This window comes from Roseimaritima sediminicola (assembly GCF_009618275.1).
Classification (GTDB): Bacteria; Planctomycetota; Planctomycetia; order Pirellulales; family Pirellulaceae; genus Roseimaritima; species Roseimaritima sediminicola.
The window spans coordinates 50099-71049 of sequence record NZ_WIAD01000027.1; the positions used below are offsets into that span (position 1 = coordinate 50099).

The 20951-nt window shown below is 63.1% G+C and carries 21 protein-coding genes; 11 read left to right on the top strand and 10 right to left on the bottom strand.

What is annotated here, in order from left to right:
* Positions 1-38: 38 nt before the first annotated feature.
* The 3 genes from GE027_RS13780 (at position 39) to GE027_RS13790 (ending at position 3164) form a co-directional block, all read left to right on the top strand.
* Positions 39-332 (top strand): hypothetical protein, encoded by a 294-nt coding sequence (locus tag GE027_RS13780; RefSeq protein WP_202617416.1) that lies wholly within the window; start codon positions 39-41, stop codon positions 330-332.
* Positions 333-1251: 919 nt separating this feature from the next.
* Entirely contained in the window at positions 1252-1884 is a 633-nt protein-coding gene (locus GE027_RS22845) for a hypothetical protein (protein WP_162006729.1), read from the top strand.
* Positions 1881-3164: a hypothetical protein gene (locus tag GE027_RS13790; protein ID WP_153557788.1), complete on the top strand. Its 1284-nt coding sequence runs from the start codon at positions 1881-1883 to the stop codon at positions 3162-3164. Before GE027_RS22845 ends, GE027_RS13790 begins: the two co-directional genes overlap by 4 nt.
* 160 nt (positions 3165-3324) lie before the next feature.
* On the opposite strand, the gene GE027_RS13795 is transcribed toward GE027_RS13790, so the two are convergent.
* Positions 3325-3882, bottom strand: a complete 558-nt coding sequence (locus GE027_RS13795; RefSeq protein WP_153557789.1) for an RNA polymerase sigma factor — start codon at positions 3880-3882, stop codon at positions 3325-3327.
* Positions 3883-4199: 317 nt separating this feature from the next.
* Here GE027_RS13795 and GE027_RS13800 point away from each other — a divergent pair, with 317 nt between their 5' ends.
* Positions 4200-4478, top strand: a complete 279-nt coding sequence (locus GE027_RS13800; protein WP_153557790.1) for a ferredoxin family protein — start codon at positions 4200-4202, stop codon at positions 4476-4478.
* Positions 4479-4726: 248 nt separating this feature from the next.
* Here the strand turns inward: GE027_RS13800 and GE027_RS13805 are convergent, their stop codons facing one another.
* Positions 4727-5332 carry an HNH endonuclease gene (locus GE027_RS13805; protein WP_153557791.1) on the bottom strand — a complete coding sequence of 202 codons (606 nt, stop codon included), beginning with the start codon at positions 5330-5332 and terminating at the stop codon, positions 4727-4729.
* Between the two features lie 181 nt (positions 5333-5513).
* Here GE027_RS13805 and GE027_RS13810 point away from each other — a divergent pair, with 181 nt between their 5' ends.
* Both GE027_RS13810 and GE027_RS13815 read left to right on the top strand, forming a co-directional pair.
* Positions 5514-6059, top strand: a complete 546-nt coding sequence (locus GE027_RS13810) for a DUF456 domain-containing protein (protein WP_237607531.1) — start codon at positions 5514-5516, stop codon at positions 6057-6059.
* Between the two features lie 133 nt (positions 6060-6192).
* Positions 6193-6489: a hypothetical protein gene (locus tag GE027_RS13815; RefSeq protein ID WP_237607532.1), complete on the top strand. Its 297-nt coding sequence runs from the start codon at positions 6193-6195 to the stop codon at positions 6487-6489.
* 273 nt (positions 6490-6762) lie between these two features.
* Here the strand turns inward: GE027_RS13815 and GE027_RS13820 are convergent, their stop codons facing one another.
* Positions 6763-7830: a hypothetical protein gene (locus tag GE027_RS13820; protein ID WP_162006730.1), complete on the bottom strand. Its 1068-nt coding sequence runs from the start codon at positions 7828-7830 to the stop codon at positions 6763-6765.
* 671 nt (positions 7831-8501) lie between these two features.
* Here GE027_RS13820 and ftsY point away from each other — a divergent pair.
* On the top strand, positions 8502-9494 hold the full coding sequence (gene ftsY / locus GE027_RS13825; protein ID WP_153557794.1) for a signal recognition particle-docking protein FtsY: 993 nt from the start codon (positions 8502-8504) through the stop codon (positions 9492-9494).
* Positions 9495-9498: 4 nt separating this feature from the next.
* Here ftsY and GE027_RS13830 read toward each other — a convergent pair whose 3' ends face one another.
* The 3 genes from GE027_RS13830 to GE027_RS13840 form a co-directional block, all read right to left on the bottom strand.
* Positions 9499-9846, bottom strand: coding sequence for a hypothetical protein (locus GE027_RS13830; protein ID WP_153557795.1), 348 nt, complete (start codon positions 9844-9846; stop codon positions 9499-9501).
* Positions 9847-9994: 148 nt separating this feature from the next.
* Positions 9995-10939 (bottom strand): aldo/keto reductase, encoded by a 945-nt coding sequence (locus GE027_RS13835; protein ID WP_237607533.1) that lies wholly within the window; start codon positions 10937-10939, stop codon positions 9995-9997.
* A 270-nt stretch (positions 10940-11209) separates the two neighbouring features.
* The gene (locus GE027_RS13840; protein ID WP_153557797.1) at positions 11210-11686 is read right to left on the bottom strand and encodes a hemerythrin domain-containing protein; all 477 of its coding nucleotides are present in this window, start codon (positions 11684-11686) and stop codon (positions 11210-11212) included.
* 230 nt (positions 11687-11916) lie between these two features.
* Here GE027_RS13840 and GE027_RS13845 point away from each other — a divergent pair, with 230 nt between their 5' ends.
* Positions 11917-13095 (top strand): lipase family alpha/beta hydrolase, encoded by a 1179-nt coding sequence (locus GE027_RS13845; protein WP_153557798.1) that lies wholly within the window; start codon positions 11917-11919, stop codon positions 13093-13095.
* Positions 13096-13107: 12 nt separating this feature from the next.
* On the opposite strand, the gene GE027_RS13850 is transcribed toward GE027_RS13845, so the two are convergent.
* The 4 genes from GE027_RS13850 to GE027_RS13865 form a co-directional block, all read right to left on the bottom strand.
* On the bottom strand, positions 13108-13386 hold the full coding sequence (locus GE027_RS13850) for a Sec-independent protein translocase subunit TatA/TatB (protein WP_202617417.1): 279 nt from the start codon (positions 13384-13386) through the stop codon (positions 13108-13110).
* A gap of 55 nt (positions 13387-13441) precedes the next feature.
* Positions 13442-13660 (bottom strand): Sec-independent protein translocase subunit TatA/TatB, encoded by a 219-nt coding sequence (locus tag GE027_RS13855; protein WP_237607535.1) that lies wholly within the window; start codon positions 13658-13660, stop codon positions 13442-13444.
* 158 nt (positions 13661-13818) lie between these two features.
* On the bottom strand, positions 13819-14130 hold the full coding sequence (locus GE027_RS13860; protein WP_153557800.1) for a hypothetical protein: 312 nt from the start codon (positions 14128-14130) through the stop codon (positions 13819-13821).
* A gap of 125 nt (positions 14131-14255) precedes the next feature.
* Complete coding sequence (locus GE027_RS13865) at positions 14256-15683, bottom strand: bifunctional folylpolyglutamate synthase/dihydrofolate synthase (protein WP_153557801.1); 1428 nt, start codon at positions 15681-15683, stop codon at positions 14256-14258.
* 282 nt (positions 15684-15965) lie between these two features.
* Here GE027_RS13865 and GE027_RS13870 point away from each other — a divergent pair, with 282 nt between their 5' ends.
* From GE027_RS13870 to GE027_RS13880, 3 genes are read left to right on the top strand one after another with little or no spacing between them, the layout of a single operon-like run.
* Positions 15966-17003 (top strand): ABC transporter ATP-binding protein, encoded by a 1038-nt coding sequence (locus GE027_RS13870; RefSeq protein ID WP_390621598.1) that lies wholly within the window; start codon positions 15966-15968, stop codon positions 17001-17003.
* Positions 17000-18904 (top strand): ABC transporter permease, encoded by a 1905-nt coding sequence (locus GE027_RS13875; protein ID WP_153557802.1) that lies wholly within the window; start codon positions 17000-17002, stop codon positions 18902-18904. The genes GE027_RS13870 and GE027_RS13875 overlap by 4 nt, the downstream gene beginning before the upstream one ends.
* The gene (locus GE027_RS13880) at positions 18901-20853 is read left to right on the top strand and encodes an IRE (iron responsive element) (RefSeq protein ID WP_153557803.1); all 1953 of its coding nucleotides are present in this window, start codon (positions 18901-18903) and stop codon (positions 20851-20853) included. The genes GE027_RS13875 and GE027_RS13880 overlap by 4 nt, the downstream gene beginning before the upstream one ends.
* Positions 20854-20951 lie beyond the last annotated feature (98 nt).

Here is a 20951-nt window from a genome sequence, read left to right on the forward strand (position 1 = left end):
TGTGTCTTCTTTTGCCAAGCGGTCCGGGCGAGGCGTGTATGGCCGATTCGAACGCAAACCCAGCGTCCCACTCGAAGTTCCGTTCCGGTTCCGGTCCCCAGCACTTGGACCTGAGCTCCGACGCCGCGATGCGCAAAGACGCCACCGCGGCGAGCCGCGCCAGCCGACCGTTTCTGGGCGTGATGTTTCGCTGCTGCAACCTCTACGCCCGGCTGTACCGCTTGGACGACCTGACGGCCTACAGCGGTCGCTGTCCCCGCTGTGGCAAACGCTTGCGAGTGCCGATCGGCAGCGGCGGAACCGGCCAGCGTTTCTTCGAAACCAACAGCTAGCTTCAGCCCCGTCCCCACACGCACCCGGTGTGTCGCCTCGCCAACGAACCAGCCGCGGAGCAGCGGCAGGCGGTAGCCTGGGGCGCGAGCCCCAGAACGCCGCCCCCAAATCCACGCTAGCTCCGGAGGAGCGACATGACGACCGCACGTCACCCCTCCGGGGTTTATCGTTTGGTGGGGCCATGCCCCAGGGGCTCGCGCCCCTGGCTACCACATGTCCTCGCTCCGCGAATTTCGAGGACCAACCGTGGAGCGAATATCCAATACCCAACCGCTCCGGGAATTTCCAATACCCAACCGCATCGCGGAGCGATTGCCCGGTGACCAACCGCGGGGCGTGCCTCGAAAAACGCAATCCACGACGCTCCTCGACAACGCGTGTCGCCCCGCCAACGAACCAGCCGCGGAGCGGCGGCAGGTGGTAGCCTGGGGCGCAAGCCCCAGGAACGGTGCCCCCAACCCACACGCTAGCTCCGGAGGAGCGACATGAAGACCGTGTGCCACCCCTCCGGGGTTTAGCGTTTGGTGGGGCGTGAGCCCCAGGGGCTCGCGCCCCTGGCTACCGCATGTCCTCGCTCCGCGAATTTCCAACGCCCAACCGCTCCGCGGTTTTCCGGTACCCAACCCGGGCTCGCGCCCCTGGCTACCGCATGTCCTCGCTCCGCGAATTTCCAATACCCAACCGCTCTGCGAATTTTCGGCACCCAACCGCGGCGCGGCGAGAACATTTTTACATGCAACCGCGCGCGTGCTCTGTCCCCGGCGGTGCTCTGTCCCCGGCGGTGGTCCCCGGCGGTGTGTTGTCCTCGCGGGGATGCTGGGGATTGGCATTGGCCGCGGAGGGTGGGTTTGCTATGAAGCTTTTGCTATTGCTCTTGCCTTCGCTTTTATCACGTCGCCTGGAAACCCAAGCTGAATCGTGCTCGCTGATTACAAAGTTGGACGCTGCTCGCGGCGCTGCTATATCGAGGACCGGCCGCTGGAGCCGGGCGAGACGTTTTATTCGGTCGTTATCCCCGACGATCACGGCGAACTGCAGCGCCGCGACTATTCGGCGCGCGCCTGGTCCGAGCCCGCGGAGGGGAATCCGGGGCCGCCGGAGGGCACCCTGGGCTGGTGGAAAGGCCGGATTCCCGAAGCCGGCGAGCAGAAATTGGTCCTCGCTCCCAACCCGGTCTTGATCGAGATCCTGCGGCAATTGCTGGCCGATCCCGGGCGCGGACCCCTGGCCTACCTGTTGGCCCTGCTCTTGATGCGCCGCCGTGTCGTCCGCCCCCTGCCCTCCACCGAACCCACAACCCCCGCCGACGCAACCAACCCCGCCGACGCAACCAACCCCGCCGACGCAACCAACCCCGCCGACGCAACCAACCCCGCCGACGCAACCAACCCCGCTGACGCCGCGGATTCCACCGCCGCGTTGCCCGTGCTGACCATCGAGGTGCTCCCCGACGGCGAGACGATCGATGTCCCCCAGTGGGAGATCCGCCCGGAAGATGCAACCAACCTGCGGGATGAACTGAACGAACTGCTGTACTGCGAAGCCGAATGATTGCTCAACCACCCGGGGACCGGTCCCCCAGCCGCATCGGCCCCAGCCGGTTGCCAAGTAGCCAGCAATGGCTGCACCTGCTGGCCACGCTGTCGGTTGTTTGGGTCGCGGGCGGAGCGGCTTGCTATCGTCAGCAACGCGTCGCTGATTTCGCGGCGCCCCCGGTGGTCTTCGAATCGGTGCCGACGCTGGAGGAATTGGCGGCAGTGGTCAATCGCACCGACGCCATTGAAAAACTGCAAAGCAATTCGGCCACCGTCACCGCGCCGAGCATGTCCGACAAAGGACTGAGCACCACGCTGGTCCTGCACCGTGACAAACGTTTCCGAATGCGCGGCAAGATCCCGCCCCTGCCCGTCACGATTTTGGACCTCGGCAGCAACGAGGACGTGTTCTGGTTTCAAGTGCCCGAAGGGATGCGGCAAACGCTGTACTACGCCCATCACGAGCAATACGCCCGGCAGTCGCAGCGGATGATCCTGCCGGTGGATCCGACCTGGTTGATCAGCGCCTTGGGGCTGGTGCATCTGGATCCGGCCGGCGTCATCGAAGGACCGACGCGGCGTCCCGATGGCCAGCTGGAAGTCCGCAGCCGGTTGGCGATGCCCGACGGAGATTACCGCCGCGTCTGCGTCGTCAATGACCAGACCGGTGTCGTCACCGAACAATACCTGTACGGTCCGGACAACGAATTGGTCGCCCGCGCCCAGGCCTCGCAGCACCGCTACTACGAAGCCCAGCAGTGCTCGCTGCCGCATCGGGTCGAGATCCATCTGCAACCCGCCGGCGGCCCGCCGCTGGCGTTGGAAATGGAAATCGGTCAGTACACGATCAATGAAATCCTTTCGGGCGATCCCGACCTGTTCAAAATGCCTCAGAACGCGCCGGAACAGATCGACCTGACGCGTCTGAGCAACCTGGCGCAGCTCGGTATGGGACACGGCGGGGCCGCCGGACCGGTGGCCGGACCCGTGCCGCCACCGACCCGCGCCGGCCCCCCGCCGCCACGCAGCACACCCCTGTCGCCACGCAGCACACCCCTGTCGCCACGCAGCTCACCCCTGTCGCCGGCGACGGAGCCATACGGTGCTGCGGCACCGGGCCAATCCCGCGCTGCCGCACCGCTTGAGACGCCGCTGGCCAACTGGCCGACCCGCGAGGAGGTGCAGACCATCCTCCAGATGCCACCGGTCGAGGGCCCCGCGGCCCGCACCGCCGACCAAGGCTATGCCCCGGCGGCCAGCTACCGGCCGGCCCTCCGCGGAACCCAGCTTCGCTGAAGCGGCGTTTCCGGGACGAGTGCGGTTGTCCCAGCCGTGAGTTGCCTTTCGCTCCGCCGTAGCTGAAGGTCGCCAGACCAGGGACCTTTCGCCGCCGCGATCCGATCTCTGGCGAGGTCAGCTGTCCTGGAATGGAACCTGGCCGCAGCCCGCTGCCCACCTACGCAGGGCCGCGATCCCGCAGCTTGGCCCGAGCTCGGCTGAGCAACGGACCGACGCTGTTCTCGGGCAGTCCGGCCGCGGCGCTGATCTCGCTGTAGGATTTGCCTTCCAGATGGAACATGCGAACCACGTGGGCTTCTTTGGGATCCAAACGAGCCATCATCTGTTGGACCTGTTCCTGGTCGGCGATGCGGTCTTCGTGAACCGACTCCACGGTCGCGTCGGCCGGTTCCGCGCCGGCGATCAATTGAAACCCGGCGGCCATCATCCGGCGGACCACAATGCGGCGAGCGATCACGGCCAGGTAGGTCGCCAGGGAACAATTGCGGCGAAAGCGGCGGAGGATGGCGAAATGATCGTCGACCAGGGCCAGGAAGACGTCGGCCACCAAATCGTCTCGCTGTTCCGCTGACAACTGTATTTGCCGGCTGTGCGCGGTATGATTGACGACGTGGACCACCAACCCCAGAAAGCGGTCCACGAAGTTCTCCCAGGCCCGAGGCGTTTGCTGCAGGCACTGATCCAGTAAACGGCGATCCACTTCGGACAGGGACACGTGGTGATACTTGGGGTAGAGCGGTACCGAACAAAAACCAGGCGGAAAAGCAACTCGGGCGGTAAAACAACGCCTTATAGCATGTTAGGTACCGCACCGGACGGTCGCAAGTTTTTGCACTGAATTCGCTAGGTCGCCCACGTTGACACCCCGCCCGGCGGGTCCTAGGATGCCGCGCGGGGCTTGATCGCGATGGATAGTCGTTAAGCTTTCGGTGCTGGGCTGCCGAAAGAACAAGAGCGGCGATCCCAAGAAGCGGTTTTCTCCCTTTTTGGGTTAGCGTTTTTCACAGTTTTGCAGCGGAAAGGTTAAAGACGATGACGCACGTGGTGACGCAACCATGTTTCGGGTGCAAATACACCGATTGTGTAGTGGTTTGCCCGGTAGAGTGTTTCTACGAGGGCGAAAAAATGCTGTACATCCACCCCGAAGAATGTATCGACTGTGAAGCGTGTGTGCCGGAATGCCCGGTCGAGGCGATCTTCCACGAAGACAACGTGCCCGACGAGTGGCAAGAGTACATCGGCATGAACGCCGAGAAGAGCGAAGAGTGTGAAGTGATCACCGAAAAGAAAGAGCCGCTGGCCGACGACTGAGCCCGCCGGTCCTTCCGCCCGCTCTGTCAACAGACGCTTCGTCGAAAACACACGCAAGCTCGCCGCAATCGCGGCGAGCTTTTTTCATGCGCCGCCCCGTAGCGCCGCCCGCCGTCGTGGGGCTATCAAATGCAGTGTTTTCTCCCCTCTCCCCCGCGGCGCCGCGAGCGTCAGCGAGTGAAGCAGTGGTGGGAGAGGGGAGAAATCTTTTCCTTTCGTACCTAGATCCCGCTCAAGCCACGCGGCGCTCAGCTGGCCGCTGGCAGGAAGGTCTTCCAGCAGGCGTAGCGGGGGTCCTGGGCGGCTTGGGTCAGCTGGGGGTTGTGTCGCGGTCGCTTCGGCGTGCTCAGCAATTTCATCTTGGCTTGCTGCGGCGTGCGGCCGCCTTTGCGGCTGTTGCACCGCAAGCAGCAGCAGACGATGTTTTCCCAGTTGGTCGGACCGCCGAGGGAGCGTGGCACGACGTGGTCCAGGCTCAGCTGGCTGGTCGGTTTGCTCTGGCCGCAGTACTGGCAGTGGTGCTTGTCGCGGGCGAACAGGTTTTTGCGGTTGAAACGCACGGACGCGACGGGGACTTTGTCAAAGCGGGTCAGCCGCACGATCCGCGGCACCTGCAGCTCGAAACCCACGGCCTGGATGTAGTCTTCGCCGGGCTGCTTTTCGACCGCCGTCAATCGGCTCAGCTCGCACCAGGAGTCGAAGTCGTAGCTGACGTACTGATCCGATTCCAAGGTGATCACTTCGGCGCAGTCACGATACAGCACCGTCAGGGCTCGACGCACATTGACGACCCGCGTCGCCATGTAGAAGCGATTCAAGACCAGCACGTTACTTTCCAGAGCACTCGCGGACATAGACGTCCTCCATGGCGGTGGTGTCGATCGTGTCCAATCGATTCTAATCTGCCGGCAATGGGCAAAACAACTGCGACCAGGTTTCTCGGGGGCGGGAAACCACTAAGCTGAATGGGATCGGTTCGGCGGTCGCGGATCGCTTCTGAGACACATCCTTTGCGGTTTGAGGTTCACGGCGGCTGTGGCGACTAGTTTAGAAATTGTATGGGCCATCGTCCTGTTCGTGGTCTGCGCTGCGGCCTGGGCGTTGAACTTGATCGCCCTGCCGGGCAACTGGATTGCGGTCGTCGCGGTGGCTTTGTACGCCTGGCTGGGCCCTGCCGAGGGCCGCGTGGCGATCGGTTGGCCGGTGGCCGCGGCCGCGTTTGGGTTTGCGGCCGTGGGGGAAGCCCTGGAGTTTTTGGCCGCCGCGCTCGGGGCCCAACGGGCCGGGGCCAGCCGGCGGACGACCTTGTACGCCCTGGTGGGATCGATGGTGGGGGCCGTTCTGGGCGCAGTCTTCGGCTTGCCCATCCCCGTTGTCGGTCCGATCATCGCCGCCCTGTTGTTCGGTGCTCTCGGAGCCATGGGCGGGGCGCTGTACGCCGAGTGGACCGACGGCCGGAGCTGGCAGGAAAGTTGGCCGGTGGCTCACGCCGCGTTCTGGGGCCGGTTGCTGGGGACGGCCGGCAAGATCGCCGCCGGGCTGCTCGTCATCCTGCTCGTCCTGTTGGCCCTTGTTTTCTGAATTCTCTTGCAGTCGGTCGAGTCCAGCCGATACGATGAACGTGTCGCGAACAACGTTCTCCTTGGTCCTTCCGCTTGGGCTTTGCAACGAGCAAGCCGCGTTGTCGCTGAAAACTCGTTAGGACTGTACACGGATGATCCATTACACGTGCGACCGCTGCAAACGAGAATTCAATAGCCGACAAGAGATGCGATACGAAGTGTTGTTGGAGGTGCGTCAGGCCGTTCAGCCCGAGATCGAGTTCTCCGATGAGGACAGCGATCACCTGTTGGAGTTGCACGAGATCCTGGGCCAGATCAACGAACACACACCGCCCCAATGCGCGATGGTGCAGCAACACTTCGACCTCTGCCCGCACTGCTACAAACGTTTCATCGCCGATCCCCTGGGTCGAGACAGTAACCTCGCGCTGGGCTTCAGTTACAACTGAACCGGCTCGCCAAGTGCCGCCTTTCGCTCCGCGAAGCAGTGTCGCCTTTCGCTCCGCGAAAGCAGTGTCGCCTTTCGCTCCGCGAAAGTAGTGCCGCCTTTCGCTCTGCGAAAGTAGTGTCGCCTTTCGCTCTGCGAAAGTAGTGTCGCCTTTCGCTCTGCGAAAGTAGTGTCGCCTTTCGCTCCGCGAAAGTAGTGGGTAGTAATCCTGAGCAACTTTCGCGGAGCGAAAGGCGACTCTGGGCAACTTTCGCGGAGCGAAAGGCGACTCTGCTCACTGGCTGGCCAGGGCTTGTTGGTCCACCGCCGGGTCGGCGGCGATGGTCGACGCTTCGAGAAACGCCTTGCGAGCATCTTGGTAGTCGAGAATCGCGATTCGAACCTGCATCGGCAAACGGCGGATATTGCGATCCAGGTGCGGATCCACGGTGCCCCGCATCACCTGATACAACCAGTCCTCGCGAAGCGGTTCGTTGCCCAGGTCCAAAGCACTGGCCATCTGACGCAGCAGGTTCGAAGCTCCGGAGCGGGTTTCCGCGCGGTGGCGAGCGGCCACCGAACGCAGATCGGTTTCCCGTTCGATCAATTGCATCGCCGCCTGCCGGACCGCGGGTGCCGCATCCACAAACGTGGCCACGACGAAGTGAGCCCGCCCCACGCAGCGGTTCTCGGAATCCAAGCCGGCAAAGGTTTTCTTGTTGGTGTTGGCTTCGATGCGAACATCCAGCAACCCGCTCTGCCAATCCTGCGGCACCGAAAGGACGACCTCAAACTGCTTGTCGCCCTCCAGGACCTGCAGGGCGGTGGAGCGAAGTTTGAAGTACACGCCGCGGCCCCGCCCCAACGTGCCGCTGGCCGCGACCACTTCCAAGGGCGCCACTCGGCGAAACTTGACCGTCTCCAAATCTTTCTTGGCGACATCCCCGGCCAGCGTGCCCTCGATCATCTTGCCGTAGCCGCCGTCGACGGTGAAACCCAAGTGCTTGTTCCGCTCGGCGGTCTTGGCGATCTCCAGATTGCCCTCATAAGGGCTGGCCAGTTCGGTGCGGGGGGCATAGTCGACGACACTGATCGTGCTGTCCATCGCGTACACCTGGATCATCACCTGGTCGATCCGCGGAGGCTCCGGTGCATCGACCAGTGCCGACAATCGCAGAGGGATCCGAACCAGCCGCTGGCCCGGCAGCGGACGAGCGTTCGCACCGGAGTTCTGCTCGGAGCCCGCGTCGTCGCGCGAGTCGCTCACGTTCTCAGCGACGGCCAGCGACGGCAGGTCGAAGCGGATCGCGTTGCCGGCCCAAGCCACCGGCGTCGCAATCGCCAACAGAAAGCAGGTCGCCATTGCCGTCGAGCATCGCAGCGCCAACGCGCTGGGTAATTGCGCCACCGGGTTTGGTAACCCTAACGTCGCGTTGGTGGGGGCGGCACCCCAACGAGCCGCGGCTTCCGTCGGAACCGTGGGCGAAGTGGGGGACGGCAGTGCGCAGGAACGCAAAAGCATGGGGTTCTCCTTTCCTCGGGCGATGGATCTCCTTTTCAGACCGCGTCATGCAGTGGCAAATCGCGCGCCAAGAAAACGTCGCGATTCCGATTCTTCCGTCCCGGAAGGGCCGCCGGCGACCGATTGGCCAGGGGGCATTCTGCATCCTGGCGTTGCCGGCGGCAGAGACATCCTAGGGCGGGCCGGCCGCCAGGCAACACCGCCTGTCGCGCTCGGTCGGCGCGGCACCCGCTCCGCTCGGGCTGCTTCCGGTGAGGTTTCGGAATCGCTGAAATCACCGTTAACTGCAGGGTTTTCGTGGTGCTTCGGCCGCCGCTCTGCCGCATCGCGGGCGGTGCCGTGCCGGTGCGGTCGGCGTCCTATCCACACCACGTGGACACTCCGCCGACGCGGCTGCGACGGCCAGCGGGCGGATTGCTCGCAGCGTCTCCGCTTGCTCAATCGCCGCAAACCCTGAACAATCGGGGCCCGAAAGTGCGCTTTCCTTTCCATCACAGCAAACAGTACCGAATATGGCCTTTTGGCGATCCAAGAAAGACGACGCGGCTTCCACCAGTTCCAGCGAAGGTTCGACGACCGAGGGCGAGCAAACCGGGGTCCTGGGGCGGTTCCGACAGGGGCTGAAGAAGACCCGGCAGGTGTTGGGCACCGACATCCGCGACCTGTTCAAAGACGAAGGTCGGTTGGTCGACGAGCAGTTTCTGAAGGACCTGTTCGCCCGCCTGGTGCGGACCGATATGGGTGCCGGGCCAGCGGCCAAGATCCGCGACGACATCGGCAAACGCTTTCGCGCCCGCCGCGTCGAGTTCGATGAGATCCTCGATGCGATCCGTCAGCAGATCCGCGAGATGCTGCAGCAGGAACGGGCCGATCTGAAGTGGGCCGAATCGGGGCCCACGGTGATCATGGTCGTAGGCGTCAACGGCAGCGGCAAAACCACCTCGATCGGCAAACTGGCAAATTTCCTTCACAAGGAAGGGCACAAGGTGGTGCTGGGAGCCGGCGATACGTTTCGGGCCGCGGCGGTTGAACAATTGACGGTGTGGGCCGGACGGATCGGGTGCGAGATCGTCACCGGCAAGCCGCAAGCCGATCCGGCGAGCGTGGCGTTTCAAACGGTCGAGAAAGCCGTCGAGAGCGGTGCCGATGTAGCGATCATCGATACCGCGGGCCGTTTGCAGACCCAGACGCATCTGATGAGCCAATTGGAAAAGATTCGGCGGGTGGCCGGCAAACGCTGTGAAGGCGCCCCTCATGAAACGCTGTTGGTCTTGGACGCCACGGCCGGTCAGAACGCGATCAGCCAAGCCCGAGGGTTCAGCGAGGCCGCCGAATGTACCGGGATCGTCCTGGCCAAACTGGACGGTTCGGCCAAGGGCGGGGTCGTGATCCCGATCCTCGAACAATTCTCGTTGCCGGTGAAGTTCGTCGGACTGGGTGAGGGGATCGACGATCTGGCCCGCTTCGATACCGACGCCTTCACCGACGCTTTGTTCACCGAGTAGCTCGTTACAGCGAGCGGCTGACGTTGCCCCAGGACCACATCACCACCCAGGCCACCAGAGCGATCAGAGCACAGGTATAGATCGTCACGATCGTCGCCCAGAACCAACGCTGCAGCCGGGTGAAGTTGGGGTTCAGCCACAACAGGTGCAGGCCCAGAAAACCGGTCACGCAGAACAGCGTCGCCAGGATCGCCACGCGACTGTGCACGACCGCTTCGTACAGCCCGGGTTTGCTGCCAGCACGGGCCGCGGCATCTTCCGCCGGGGGCGCACTGTCACCGGCGGCAGGCCGCACCAGTTTGGCGCGGACCGGCTGGAGGTCATTCGATTCGTCCGGGACCGGTTCCGTCACGCTCAGAAGCCTCGGCAAAGAGTCATCTTTCGCTCCGCGAAAGTAGAGTGTCGCCTTTCGCTCCGCGAAAGTTAAAAACAGTATCGCCTTTTGCTCCGCGAAAGCAACGATCCGCAGACGGCAACTTTCGCGGAGCGAAAGGCGACACTCACTGATAAATCGGGCAGAACGTATTGAACACGCGTTCGCAAAAATCGCCGGGATCGTTGAACCGGCGGTTGCGATCCAAGCCGTCGATCGCCGCCATCTCGGCGTCGCTCAACTGAAAATCGAACAACGCGATGTTCTCCTCCAGCCGCTCGCGACGCGAGGTTTTGGGGATCACCGCGGTGCCCCGTTGGATCCCCCAGCGGAGCACGATCTGGGCGGCGGTGCGGCCGTGGGCTTCGGCCGCCCGGACAATGCACGGTTCTTCCAGGACCGTGTCCTCGGGCGCGGCGAAGTCCAGGGGCACGTAGGAGAGCGCCCCGAGCGGTGAGAACGCGGTAAAGACGATGTTTTGCTGCCTGCAGAACTGCAGCAGGGTGTTTTGTACCAGGTAGGGATGCGATTCGACCTGCAGGACCGAGGGGGCGATCCGGGCGCCGTGAATCAACTCGCGCAGCATCCCGGTCTGCATATTGCATACGCCGATATTGCGAACCAGCCCGGCCGAAACCAATTCTTCCATCGCGCCCCAGGTTTCCGCCATCGTCACGCGGTCCAGCTGCATCTGCGGGGCGACAGCATCGGGATCGTAGAACCAGCCCGGCGGATAACGGGTTTCGAAGTCGACGTACTGGAGGGCGATCGGAAAGTGGATCAGATACAGGTCCAGGTAGTCCAGGTTCAAGTCTCGCAGCGATCGCTCGAGCGCCGGTCGCACGTGTTCCGCGCGGTGGTAGGTGTTCCACAGTTTCGACGTCACCCACAGTTGATCACGGGTAACGGTGCCCGCATCGAGTACGCGCTGCAGACCGCGTCCGACCTCGGCTTCGTTGCCGTAATCGCAGGCACAATCGAAATGACGGTAGCCCGCCGCAACGGCTTCGGCGACAAGTGATTCACAGCGCTCGGGTTCGACCTTCCACATGCCCAGTCCGAGAGCTGGCATGTGGCGATCGTCCGCAAGGCGGAAGGTGGGAACCATCGGTGCACCCATGGCAAAGAGAAGCGAGGAAGGTCGGCAAGGGCCGGCGCAGGAGCCGCCGGATCCGCTTAACCTTACCCGCGCCGCGCCGGTGGGTCGACGGCCTCTCGATCAATTCGAAAACGCATTGCGTATATGAGCCGTTTGGGCGATCGCGCAAACGGCTCAATACATCGATAGGCCGTCGAGACGACGCCGCGGCGCTGCGAACCGGTGGCAGCGATGCGAGACGGGTCAGTCGCCCACGCCCAGGTCTTCTTCCAAGGCCGCCAGGATCAGGTTCAACTCGGCCGATTCGTGGGCCTTCAGGGAGTTGTCGAAGGCGTGGAACTGCTCGGCCAGTTTCTCGCAGACGGCCAGCGATTCCAGATCCTCCTGGCCGGCCACATCGGCCAGGTCGCGAGCCAAGACGAACAGGTCCGCGTGCTGGGCGCGCAACATGCCCGCCTGTTGGTCCAAACGCGGGGACGATTCGAGAGCGTCTTCGAAATATCCGTAGGCCTCTTCCAGGGTGAAGTGGAGGGCCAGTTGATCGCATAACTTCTGCAGCAGGTCGACGTACTCGCGCCCGTGGTTGGGCATCGCCTGCGGCTGCTGGGAAAGATTGCGGAGGCGGTCCAGCAACTCCTTCAACTGTTGATGGTCCGCCTTGATCTCTTGCAAGAACGCAGCGTTGATCGTAACGCGACTGCCAGGCTGTTCCTCGGACATGGTTCTCATCCTTTGCTGCAGAAAAGGGCCCTGGGGATGTCGACGTTCGCAACCATCGCGATGACCCGACAGCCCTATGCTCCATCATAGTACCTCTGCCCGGTCGCCACAGCGTTCTCGCGGTGGCGTTTTTGTCCCTCGCGGTTGCTCGCCGCACCCGGCAGGGCGACAATACACCGGACCTGCTCAAAGGAGCGATTAAGATGGTTGAGTCGATAAAGAGGGTTGAGATGGGAAGGACGCACGCGAGAGGGGGTTGGCGGGCCGGGTGGTTCTGTCTGGCCAGTTGGTGCTGTCTGACGGGATGGATCGCAGGGGCCGGTGCGAACGTCGCCGTTGCCGTCCAGCCGCCGGCGGCCGAGTCGCCGGCATCGGAACCACCAACCCCTGCGCCACAAACCGCCGTGCCGTCGACAGCCGCGCCCGAGGCCGCGCCGCCGCAGCTCGAGGCGTCGCCCACGCCCGAGCCGCTGGACGCGCAGTCGGCCGGGGCCGCGATCCGCGATGCGGTGGGCTTGCTGCGTCAGCGGGTGATCGGCCCTTCGCACGAGCGCGTGGGCTTGATCGACGACGACCAGTGGCAGGGCGCCCAGGACCCGCATCGCTGGGTCGTGCTGGTCCACGGCTTTGCCTCCGGTCCCGACGCCATGCAAGCCTTAAAGGATCGGCTGGACCAACCCGGCATCCGTTGTCGTCGGTTCGCGTACCCCAACGACGGTCCCGTCAGCGAATCCAGCCAACTGCTCAGCCGTTCGCTGCGGGCGCTTCGGCAACGATTTCCCGAGCGACGCCTGACCGTGATCTCGCACTCCATGGGCTCGCTGGTCACGCGCAACGTGCTGGAATCGCCGGAGCTGGACCCGGGCAACGTCGATCAATTCATCATGATCGCCCCGCCCAACCACGGCTCGCATCTCGCTCAGTTTCCCATCGGCTTGGACGTCGAAGAGTTTGCCCGCCAGCTGCAGCGTGAGAACCTGCAGTGGATCGTCCGCAACGCCCTCGAGGGTGCGATCGGATCGGCACAGGTGGACCTGCGGCCGGAATCGGAGATCGTAAGGGAGTTAAACGGGCGGCCGCGCAATCCGGCCGTTCGCTACACGATCTTCGCTGGAACGGCGGGACCGTTCACCCGGCAGGAGGCCGCGGCGATTGCCGAGATGGCGCAGCGCTGGACCGAGGGCAACCGCGTGATGGCGATCATCGCCGAGCAATTGATCGCGGCGGCGGCCAGCAACGAAGTGATCGAAGGCCGCGGCGATGGCTGCGTGTCGGTGGAGTCGGCGACGTTGGCGGGCGTGACCGATTTCGTCAGCCTGCCGTTCCGTCACCACGTGATCTCCCGCCAACTCGATTCGGTGGTAGGACAACAATTGATCCAGGAGATCGTCTCCCGGATCGTGTTGTAACGAGACGCACCACTAAGCTTCGTCGGCCGGGGGCGGGGTGAATTTGGGGGCACTGGTCGCCGGTGCCGCTGCGAAACCGTCGTCCTCGTCCTCTTCCTTGGTGGCGGCGGGCGTCGGGCGAGTGACTTCCAGTTCGGCCAGCCGAAACTGGTTCTGGATGTCATTCATGCCGCGTTTCAGGTCGCGGTAACTGCCGCCCAAGGTGCGGGCCACCTCGGGCAGCTTGGCGCCGAACAACAGCACGGCCACCACGAAGATGACCATCAGTTCAAAAAAGCTCAGTCCAAACACGGACGTTTCCTCTCTCTCTTGCCGAGCGGGGGAAGGCATGGCCCAAGGCCACGCGTCAAGCCACCGGCTTGGATTTGGATTCCGCGTCGTGCGTGGCGACGTCGTCATGATCGCTGGTGTCGTTCATGCCGCCCTTGAACTCGTTGATGCTGCGACCCATGTTGCGCATCAACGAAGGCAGTCGCGAGCCACCGAACAGCAGCAGGGCGATAAACAATACGATCAGCATCTCAGGCATTCCGGGCATGCCAAACGCAAACAACAGGTGACTCATAAAACGCTCATGCGAATGGAGAATGTTAGGCGGGAGGGGTCTGTTTCTATTTTATTGACACAACCCAGGGTGTCAAAGGAAGAATCCGAGGGGAACGCGACGGAATCCCCCGGGATGCGGGTCCTGACGGTTGCGGAAAGCCCGCGGTTTGAAGGGAATTACAACCAATCCTGCAGCCGATCGAGGGCCACCATCAACTGGTTCCACTCGGTCACCACCTGGAAAGTGGGCAAAGTGTCGCAGTCGTCGCGGTCGAAGCCCTGTTCGCTCAAGCGGATCGTGGCGTCCAGGATGAAAACCTCGCCCTTGCCGGCCTGAGCCGCCTTGGCTTCGGGCGTTGCCAGGGCATCGTCGTAGGTGGGGATGACCTGTTGCATGGCTTTGTGAACGGCCCACAGCGCGGCTCGCTGGGCGTCCTCGGCCGAAACAACCGTACGAACAGTTCCCGATTGGATGTAGTACTTGGGCATGCAAAGAGTTCCTTGACCGAGGGGGATCGAGCGGACAACCGGCCGGCGCGTACGATTCGCGTCATGGCCCAGCGAACGCGGCTCGCCGCATCGCTGTTAGGAGGTATCGCCGCCCGGCGGACACCTTAGGTCACCAGTTGTGGGCGCAGTTCGGCGGCCAGGAAAAACGAGCCGCAGATGACCACCATGCCGTCGCCGCTGACGATCTCGGCCGCCTGCCGCAGCGCCGCGGCGGGATCGTCCAGGACCCGAATCGCGGGCGCCGCTCCTCGAGGGGGGATGGTGCAGGGAGATGCGAGCTCGGCGGGGACGGCGTCTTGCTCGTCTGGCCTGGGTGGGTTCCCACGCGCGGCCGCAAGCCGCCGGGCGACGGCGGCCAGTTCTGCCGGCGCACACCAGCGTGGATTGCCGTGAAACCGCGTCAGCAACAGGTGGTCGCAGGTCTCCAACAGGGGCCCGAGCTGGGCCGCGGGGTCCTTGTCGTGGCTGGTGCCAAACACCACGGCCACCGGGCCGGTGCTCCGCCGGCGGCGGACGACCGCACACAGGGCGGCGATCGATTCGGCGTTGTGAGCCGCGTCCAGCAGCACCGTCGGGCCGCCGGCCGCCGCCTGCAGCCGCAGCCGTTCGATGCGGGCCGGGCAGACCACGGCGGCCAGACCGCGCCGCTGATCGGTCGGATCCGTCGCCAGAGACCCTTGCTGGGCCAGCACGTCCATGATCGCCAGGGCGACCGCGGCGTTTTGGGCTTGATGTTCCCCTTCCAGCGGAACCTGCCAGTCGTCGCGCTGCTGAAACGGAACGGTGTGGCTGACAAAATCAAAACGAGTGCCCCAGTGGGGGGCGAACCCGGTGAGGCGAGCATCGAAGTCGCGGCCTCGCTGCCACAGCCGAGCGCCGCACTGGTGGGCACGCCGGGCGATGACCGGGGCGGCCGGACCGTCGACAACGCCGCTGATCGCCGGCACGCCGGCCTTGAAAATACCGGCCTTCTCCGCGGCGATCTCCGCCAACGTATGGCCCAGGATGTGTTGGTGGTCCAGGCCGACCGAGGTGATAGCCGTGACCAAGGGCTGGCACACATTGGTACTGTCCAGCCGCCCGCCGAGGCCCACCTCTAGGACGGCCGCCCGGCAGCCCTGCGTGCGAAAGTGCACCAAGGCCATCGCCGTGGTCAGTTCAAAGAAGGTGGCCGCCGTGCCCTCGCCGCCCTCCTGCTGCAGCCGCTCGGCCGCCTGCCGGACCTGGTCGACCAGGGCGACCAGGTCCGCATCGGGACAGGGCTGGCCGTCGACGCGAAACCGTTCGCCCAAGCGGTTCAGGTGGGGGGAGGTATACAGCCCGGTGCGGTAGCCGCCGGCCGAAAGCATGGCGGCCACCATCGTCGCGGTGCTGCCTTTGCCCTTGGTGCCGGCGATGTGCACGATGTCCAGAGATCGGTCCGGATGGTCCAGCTGGCGCAACAACCCGCGCATCCGCTTCAGCCGGAACGGAAAGGGCTGGGCCGAGGCCGCCAAGCGTTCGTAATTGATGCGGCCGTACAGGTAGCCCATGGCCTCGGCCAGCGAAGACTCCGCTGGGCGACCAGCATCCGAGCGGCCAGCATCCGAGCGGCCAGCGTGCGAGCGGCCAGTGTGCGGGGAGCCAGCGTGGGGGGGGCGTGTTGGTTCGTCTGCCAATCCGTTTGCCTCGCGTTAAACCCGGTTTTCCGGAGCACGTCTGAAGATTCGAATCCTATCCAGTTCCGACCGAACCGTCCCAGCGGTTGGGGCGTAACACCGCAGTAAGTCTATTCATCTAATGCCTCTCAATCGCACACCGCGGAAAGAATCGCCGTGGAAACTAACACATCCGCCGTCGCTACCGAAGCTGCCCCTGCGTCCCCTGTGGAACGGGAGGTGGTGATTGAAACACGTAACCTGAGCAAGATATACCGGGACTTTTGGGGCCGGAAGAAGGTTCAGGCTTTGAAAAGTTTGGACATCGAGGTCCAGAAGGGAGAGATCTTTGGTTTGCTGGGCCCCAACGGCAGCGGCAAATCGACGACGATCAAACTGATCCTGGGCCTGCTGTTTCCCACCAGTGGCCGCGTGCTGGTGTTCGACAAGGATGCCACGGAAACCCGCAAGAACGAACGCATCGGTTACCTGCCCGAAGAATCCTATCTGTACAAATTCCTCACCGCCGAGGAAACGCTGGACTTCTACGGTCGCCTGTTCGACATGTCGGGCGAGGATCGGCGGCGGCGGGTCGAGGAGCTGATCAAGTTGGTCGGCCTGGAACACGCCCGGCATCGGCAACTGCGCGAGTACTCCAAAGGGATGACGCGCCGTGTCGGTCTGGCGCAGGCCCTGATCAACGACCCCGACCTGATCATGCTGGACGAACCGACCACCGGTTTGGACCCGATCGGGACCCGCGAGATGAAGGACCTGATCCTGAACCTCCGGGATCAGGGCAAGACCGTGTTGTTGTGCAGCCACCAATTGGCCGACGTCCAGGACGTCTGCGACCGGGTGGCCATTTTGCATCAGGGCGAACTCAAAGAATTGGGCCGCGTCAGCGACCTGTTGAAGGTGCAGGATGTGACCGAGGTGCACGCTCGCGGCTTGAGCGAACAGGCCAAGAGCGAGATCGCCGAAGTGATTCGCCGCCACGGTGGCGAAGTCGAATCGATCGACAATCCCACGGCCACGATGGAAGACCTGTTCCTGAACATCGTCCGCGAAAGCGAAGCTCGGCCGGGCGCGCGGCGCCTGTCGACCGCTGGCGACGACCCCGCGGCCTCCGCGGCCTCCGCGGCTCCGTCCGCTGAGCCGTCTGCGTCCGACCAGCCCGCTTCGCCAAAACGTGACGGAGACGCTGCAGAATGACGCTACAACCCGAAGATTTTTGGTCCTACGGCGAATGGCTGCTGCGGCCCAACGCGTTCCTGCGAAGCGCCTTGCTGCAGGGCGTCGTGTTGACGGTGCTGGCGATCCTGGTGGGATTGGTGCTGGGATATCTGTTGGCAGCCGCTCGCAAAGGCCCCAGCGAAGGTTTTTATGCCGTCGCCCGCGTGATCCGCGAGATGTTCGTGTTCGACCTGCCGGGCACGTCGGTCCGCCGCGTCTACGCGCTTTCTCGCTTGGCCTTCAAAGAAGCGATCCGCCGCCGCGTGCTGGTGGTTGCGGGCGTGTTTGTGGTGATCCTGCTGTTCGCCGGTTGGTACCTGAACCCCAAGAGTGATGATCCGGCCCAGCTGTATATCAGCTTTGTGCTGACGGCCACCAATTACCTGATCCTGCTGCTGGCGTTGTTCATCAGTTGCTTCAGTATTCCCGCGGACATTCAGAACAAAACGCTGTACACGATCGTGACCAAACCGGTGCGACCCACCGAGATTGTGCTCGGGCGAATCTTCGGCTTTGCCGCCGTGGGAACCTGTCTGTTGGTGCCGATGGGATTGGCCAGTTATCTGTTTGTCAAAGGGGGCCTGAATCACGACCATGCCGGGATCCAGGAGATCGAACAGCAAGCCGATGGCACGTATGTCGGCAAAACGACGTACGACCGGCATCACCAGCACACATTCACCCTGACGGCCGATGAAGCCGGAAACCTGGAAGGCGTCACCGATATCGCCCAGGGCCACCAGCATTCGATTACCAAGGCCGCCGATTCCGAGACGTACGTGATCGGTCCGCCCACCGGGGCCCTGACCGCCCGCGTGCCCTCCTACGGATCGCTGTACTTCCTCAGCCGAACCGGTCAGCGGAGCGAGCAAGGGATCGACACCGGCCAGGAAAAAGGGGATGGCGGCTACGGTAGCGCGGGCCTGGAACGGCTGATCGGGCGGACGTCGCAGGCCAACCGGATCGAGTTCGGGTACGTCGAAGGTGGGAACCTGAGTGCCGGGATCTATACCTTCGATGACGTCACGCCGGGTCGCTATCAGGACGGTTTGCCGCTGCAGATGAACCTGCGAGCCTACCGGGCGCACAAGGGAAAAATCGATCGCGGTCTCCGCGGTACCGTGACGCTGCGAAACCCCGACACCGGCGCCGCCAGCAACGCCCTGACCTTCATCGTCGACGAGTACGAAGTGGACGAGTTGATGATCCCCGAGACGCTGGCCGGTAACGACGGGCAACGCAATCGGGACCTGAATCTGTTCGAAGATCTGGTCAACGAAAACGGCCAACTGCAACTGGAAATCCGCTGTCTCGACCGCGGCCAGTACCTGGGTATGACCCAGGGCGATGTGTTCCTCAAGCCTCGAGAAAATCCCTTCGCCTGGAACTTTGCCAAGGCCTACATCTCGATCTGGTTGCAGATGATCATGGTGATCTCCTTCGGCGTGATGTTCAGCACGTTTTTAAACGGTGCGGTCGCCATGCTGTTGACCTTGGTCTGTGTCCTGCTGGGCTTTTCGGCCGAAACGATTTATGACGTGCGGCACCATATCGACATCAATAAACCCATGGGCGGCGGCCCCTTGGAATCGATGATTCGCATCGCCAAGCAGGACGCGATGACGACCGAACTGGACGTCGATACGCTGACCAGCAAGATCGTCAAAGGCGTCGACACGGTCATCGTGTACAGCATGGATGTGGTGGCGACGTCGCTTCCGAATCTTCCCAAGATGGTCGAAACCGCCGAGTACGCGGCCAATGGGTTCGACATCTTTGGCAGCCTGCTTGCGCGTCACGCGACGACCACGCTGGCGTATTTATTATTAACATTCTTTGTTAGCTATTTCTGTCTTAAGACTAGGGAGATTGCGGCGTGAACCTGTCGCATGGCCTGACCAACAAACTGGTCTACCTGGCAATTTTGATCCTGATGTTGATCCCGCTGTTTCTGTTGGGCCAACCCAGCAGTGGCGGTGGCGAACGCTCCGGTGGCCAGCTGACGCAGATGCGTGATGACTTTGATATCTCGGTCGCGGACCTGGGCGAAATCAACCCGGCCAGCGAGACGATGAAGCTGTCGACGTTGGGCCTTCGCGGTCCGGCCGTGACGCTGCTGTGGAATAAGGCGCACGACCAACAGGTCGCCCACCAGTGGGATCGCTATCGGGCCACGCTGAACAATATCTCGCTGCTGCAGCCCCACTTCGAAAAGGTTTGGGAATTCCAAGCCCATAACCTCTCCTACAATATCTCGGCCCAGTTCGACGATTACCGGCAGCGTTATGCCTGGGTGACCGGCGGCACCGAGTACCTGAGCAAAGGTGTGCGGCAAAACCGCAAGGCCCCGGCCTTGGTCTGGCATACCGGTTGGTACTACGGCCAGAAACTGGGGATGTCGGACGAGAAGAAGGAATTCCGCGAGCTGTTCCGCGACGACAAACCGCTGCACGAACGCATCCGTGCCGAAGGGATCGACATGGACAGCAACGAGACGCTGGGTCCGGACCGCAAACCCGACAACTGGTTGGTCGGCCGCCAATGGCTCCAGCGCGGTTATCGTATGACCCGCGAAGGCGGGATTCCGCTGCGCCGCAAAACCCCGCTGCACTTCTACGAGACCGGGCCCAAATGGCTGTTCAACTACGCGATCGCCATCGAACGCGAAGGCGAATTGTCCGATGCTGCCCAGCGAGCTTGGCAGAACGCCAGCAGTGGCTGGGACGAATACAGCCAATTGACCATCCCCACGACCGCCGAGTTCACGATCCGGCTGGGCGAACTGGAAGAGCTGCGGCGGAAGATCGAAGAACAGGAAGCGGAGTTCGAAACGCTGACCGGTGGCTTGAAGGAAAAGATTCGGGCCGAGCGGCTGGCGGACCTGGGGGACGAACAGAAAAAACTGATGGCCATCCCCGCCGAAGAACGCAACGAACGGCAGAACCTAGAGGTGGCGGACCTGCAGCGAAACATCACCCCCTCGGCGATGGAAGTCGCGCAGAGCATGCCGCGCGAAAAGAAGGTCGAAGCCCTGGAACTGGCCGATGCGATTACCCTCTCCAAACGACGCCTCGACAAAGTCGTCGGCTACCGGCAACAGGTCAACTTCGATTACTGGGCGACCCGCGCCGCAGCCGAACAGACCGACGAAATGCTCGAAGCCCGACGCCTGGTCTATGAAGCCGAACAGTTGATGGACGAAGCCAAACTGGACCAGGCGATCGAGAAATACGATCAGGCGTGGGGCAAGTGGGCCGCCGTCTTTGACGAGTACCCGCTGCTGACGTTCGACAACAGTAGCGACGACCTGATGGATTCGCTCGAACGCTACCAAGAAGCCATCGATAGCGAAGAATTCGGCGAGGATTTCCCCCTGAAAGAATTCGTCGCCATGCGTGAGTCCGGTGCGATGGACGTGGAACACTACCATCAACTGGTCCAGGAACAACGCGACCGCAACGCCGAACAGGACGGACGCGACAAAGTCCTCGACCTGGACTTCCAGCAGATGATGCTGGAAGCCCAAAAGTCCAACCAGACCGCCGAGGGTGACGAGGCGGCCGAGGACGAAGCGGCGGCCGAGAGTGACGAGGCGGTCGAGGGTGAAGCAGCGGCTGAGGGTGAAACGGCGGCCGAGGGTGAAGCAGCGGCCGAAGAGGAAGCCCCGGCGCCGATGGAAAGCGAGCCCGCCGAAGCTGACGAAGCTGACGAAGCCGAAGCTGACGAGCCCGCCGATGCTGACGAGGCTGCCGAAGCCGGTGAACCGGACGAGTCGGCGGAAGACGAAGGCGAGCCGGAAGTTGAGGAAGTGGAAGCGGCCGAGCAGTAACCGCAAGGAAGTCGCCAGACTTTGGACCCTCTACCCCTTTTGATCCAATTCCCCGGCTGAGATCGGCTAAGCACGTCGGCATAAATCTTTCGGTGAAA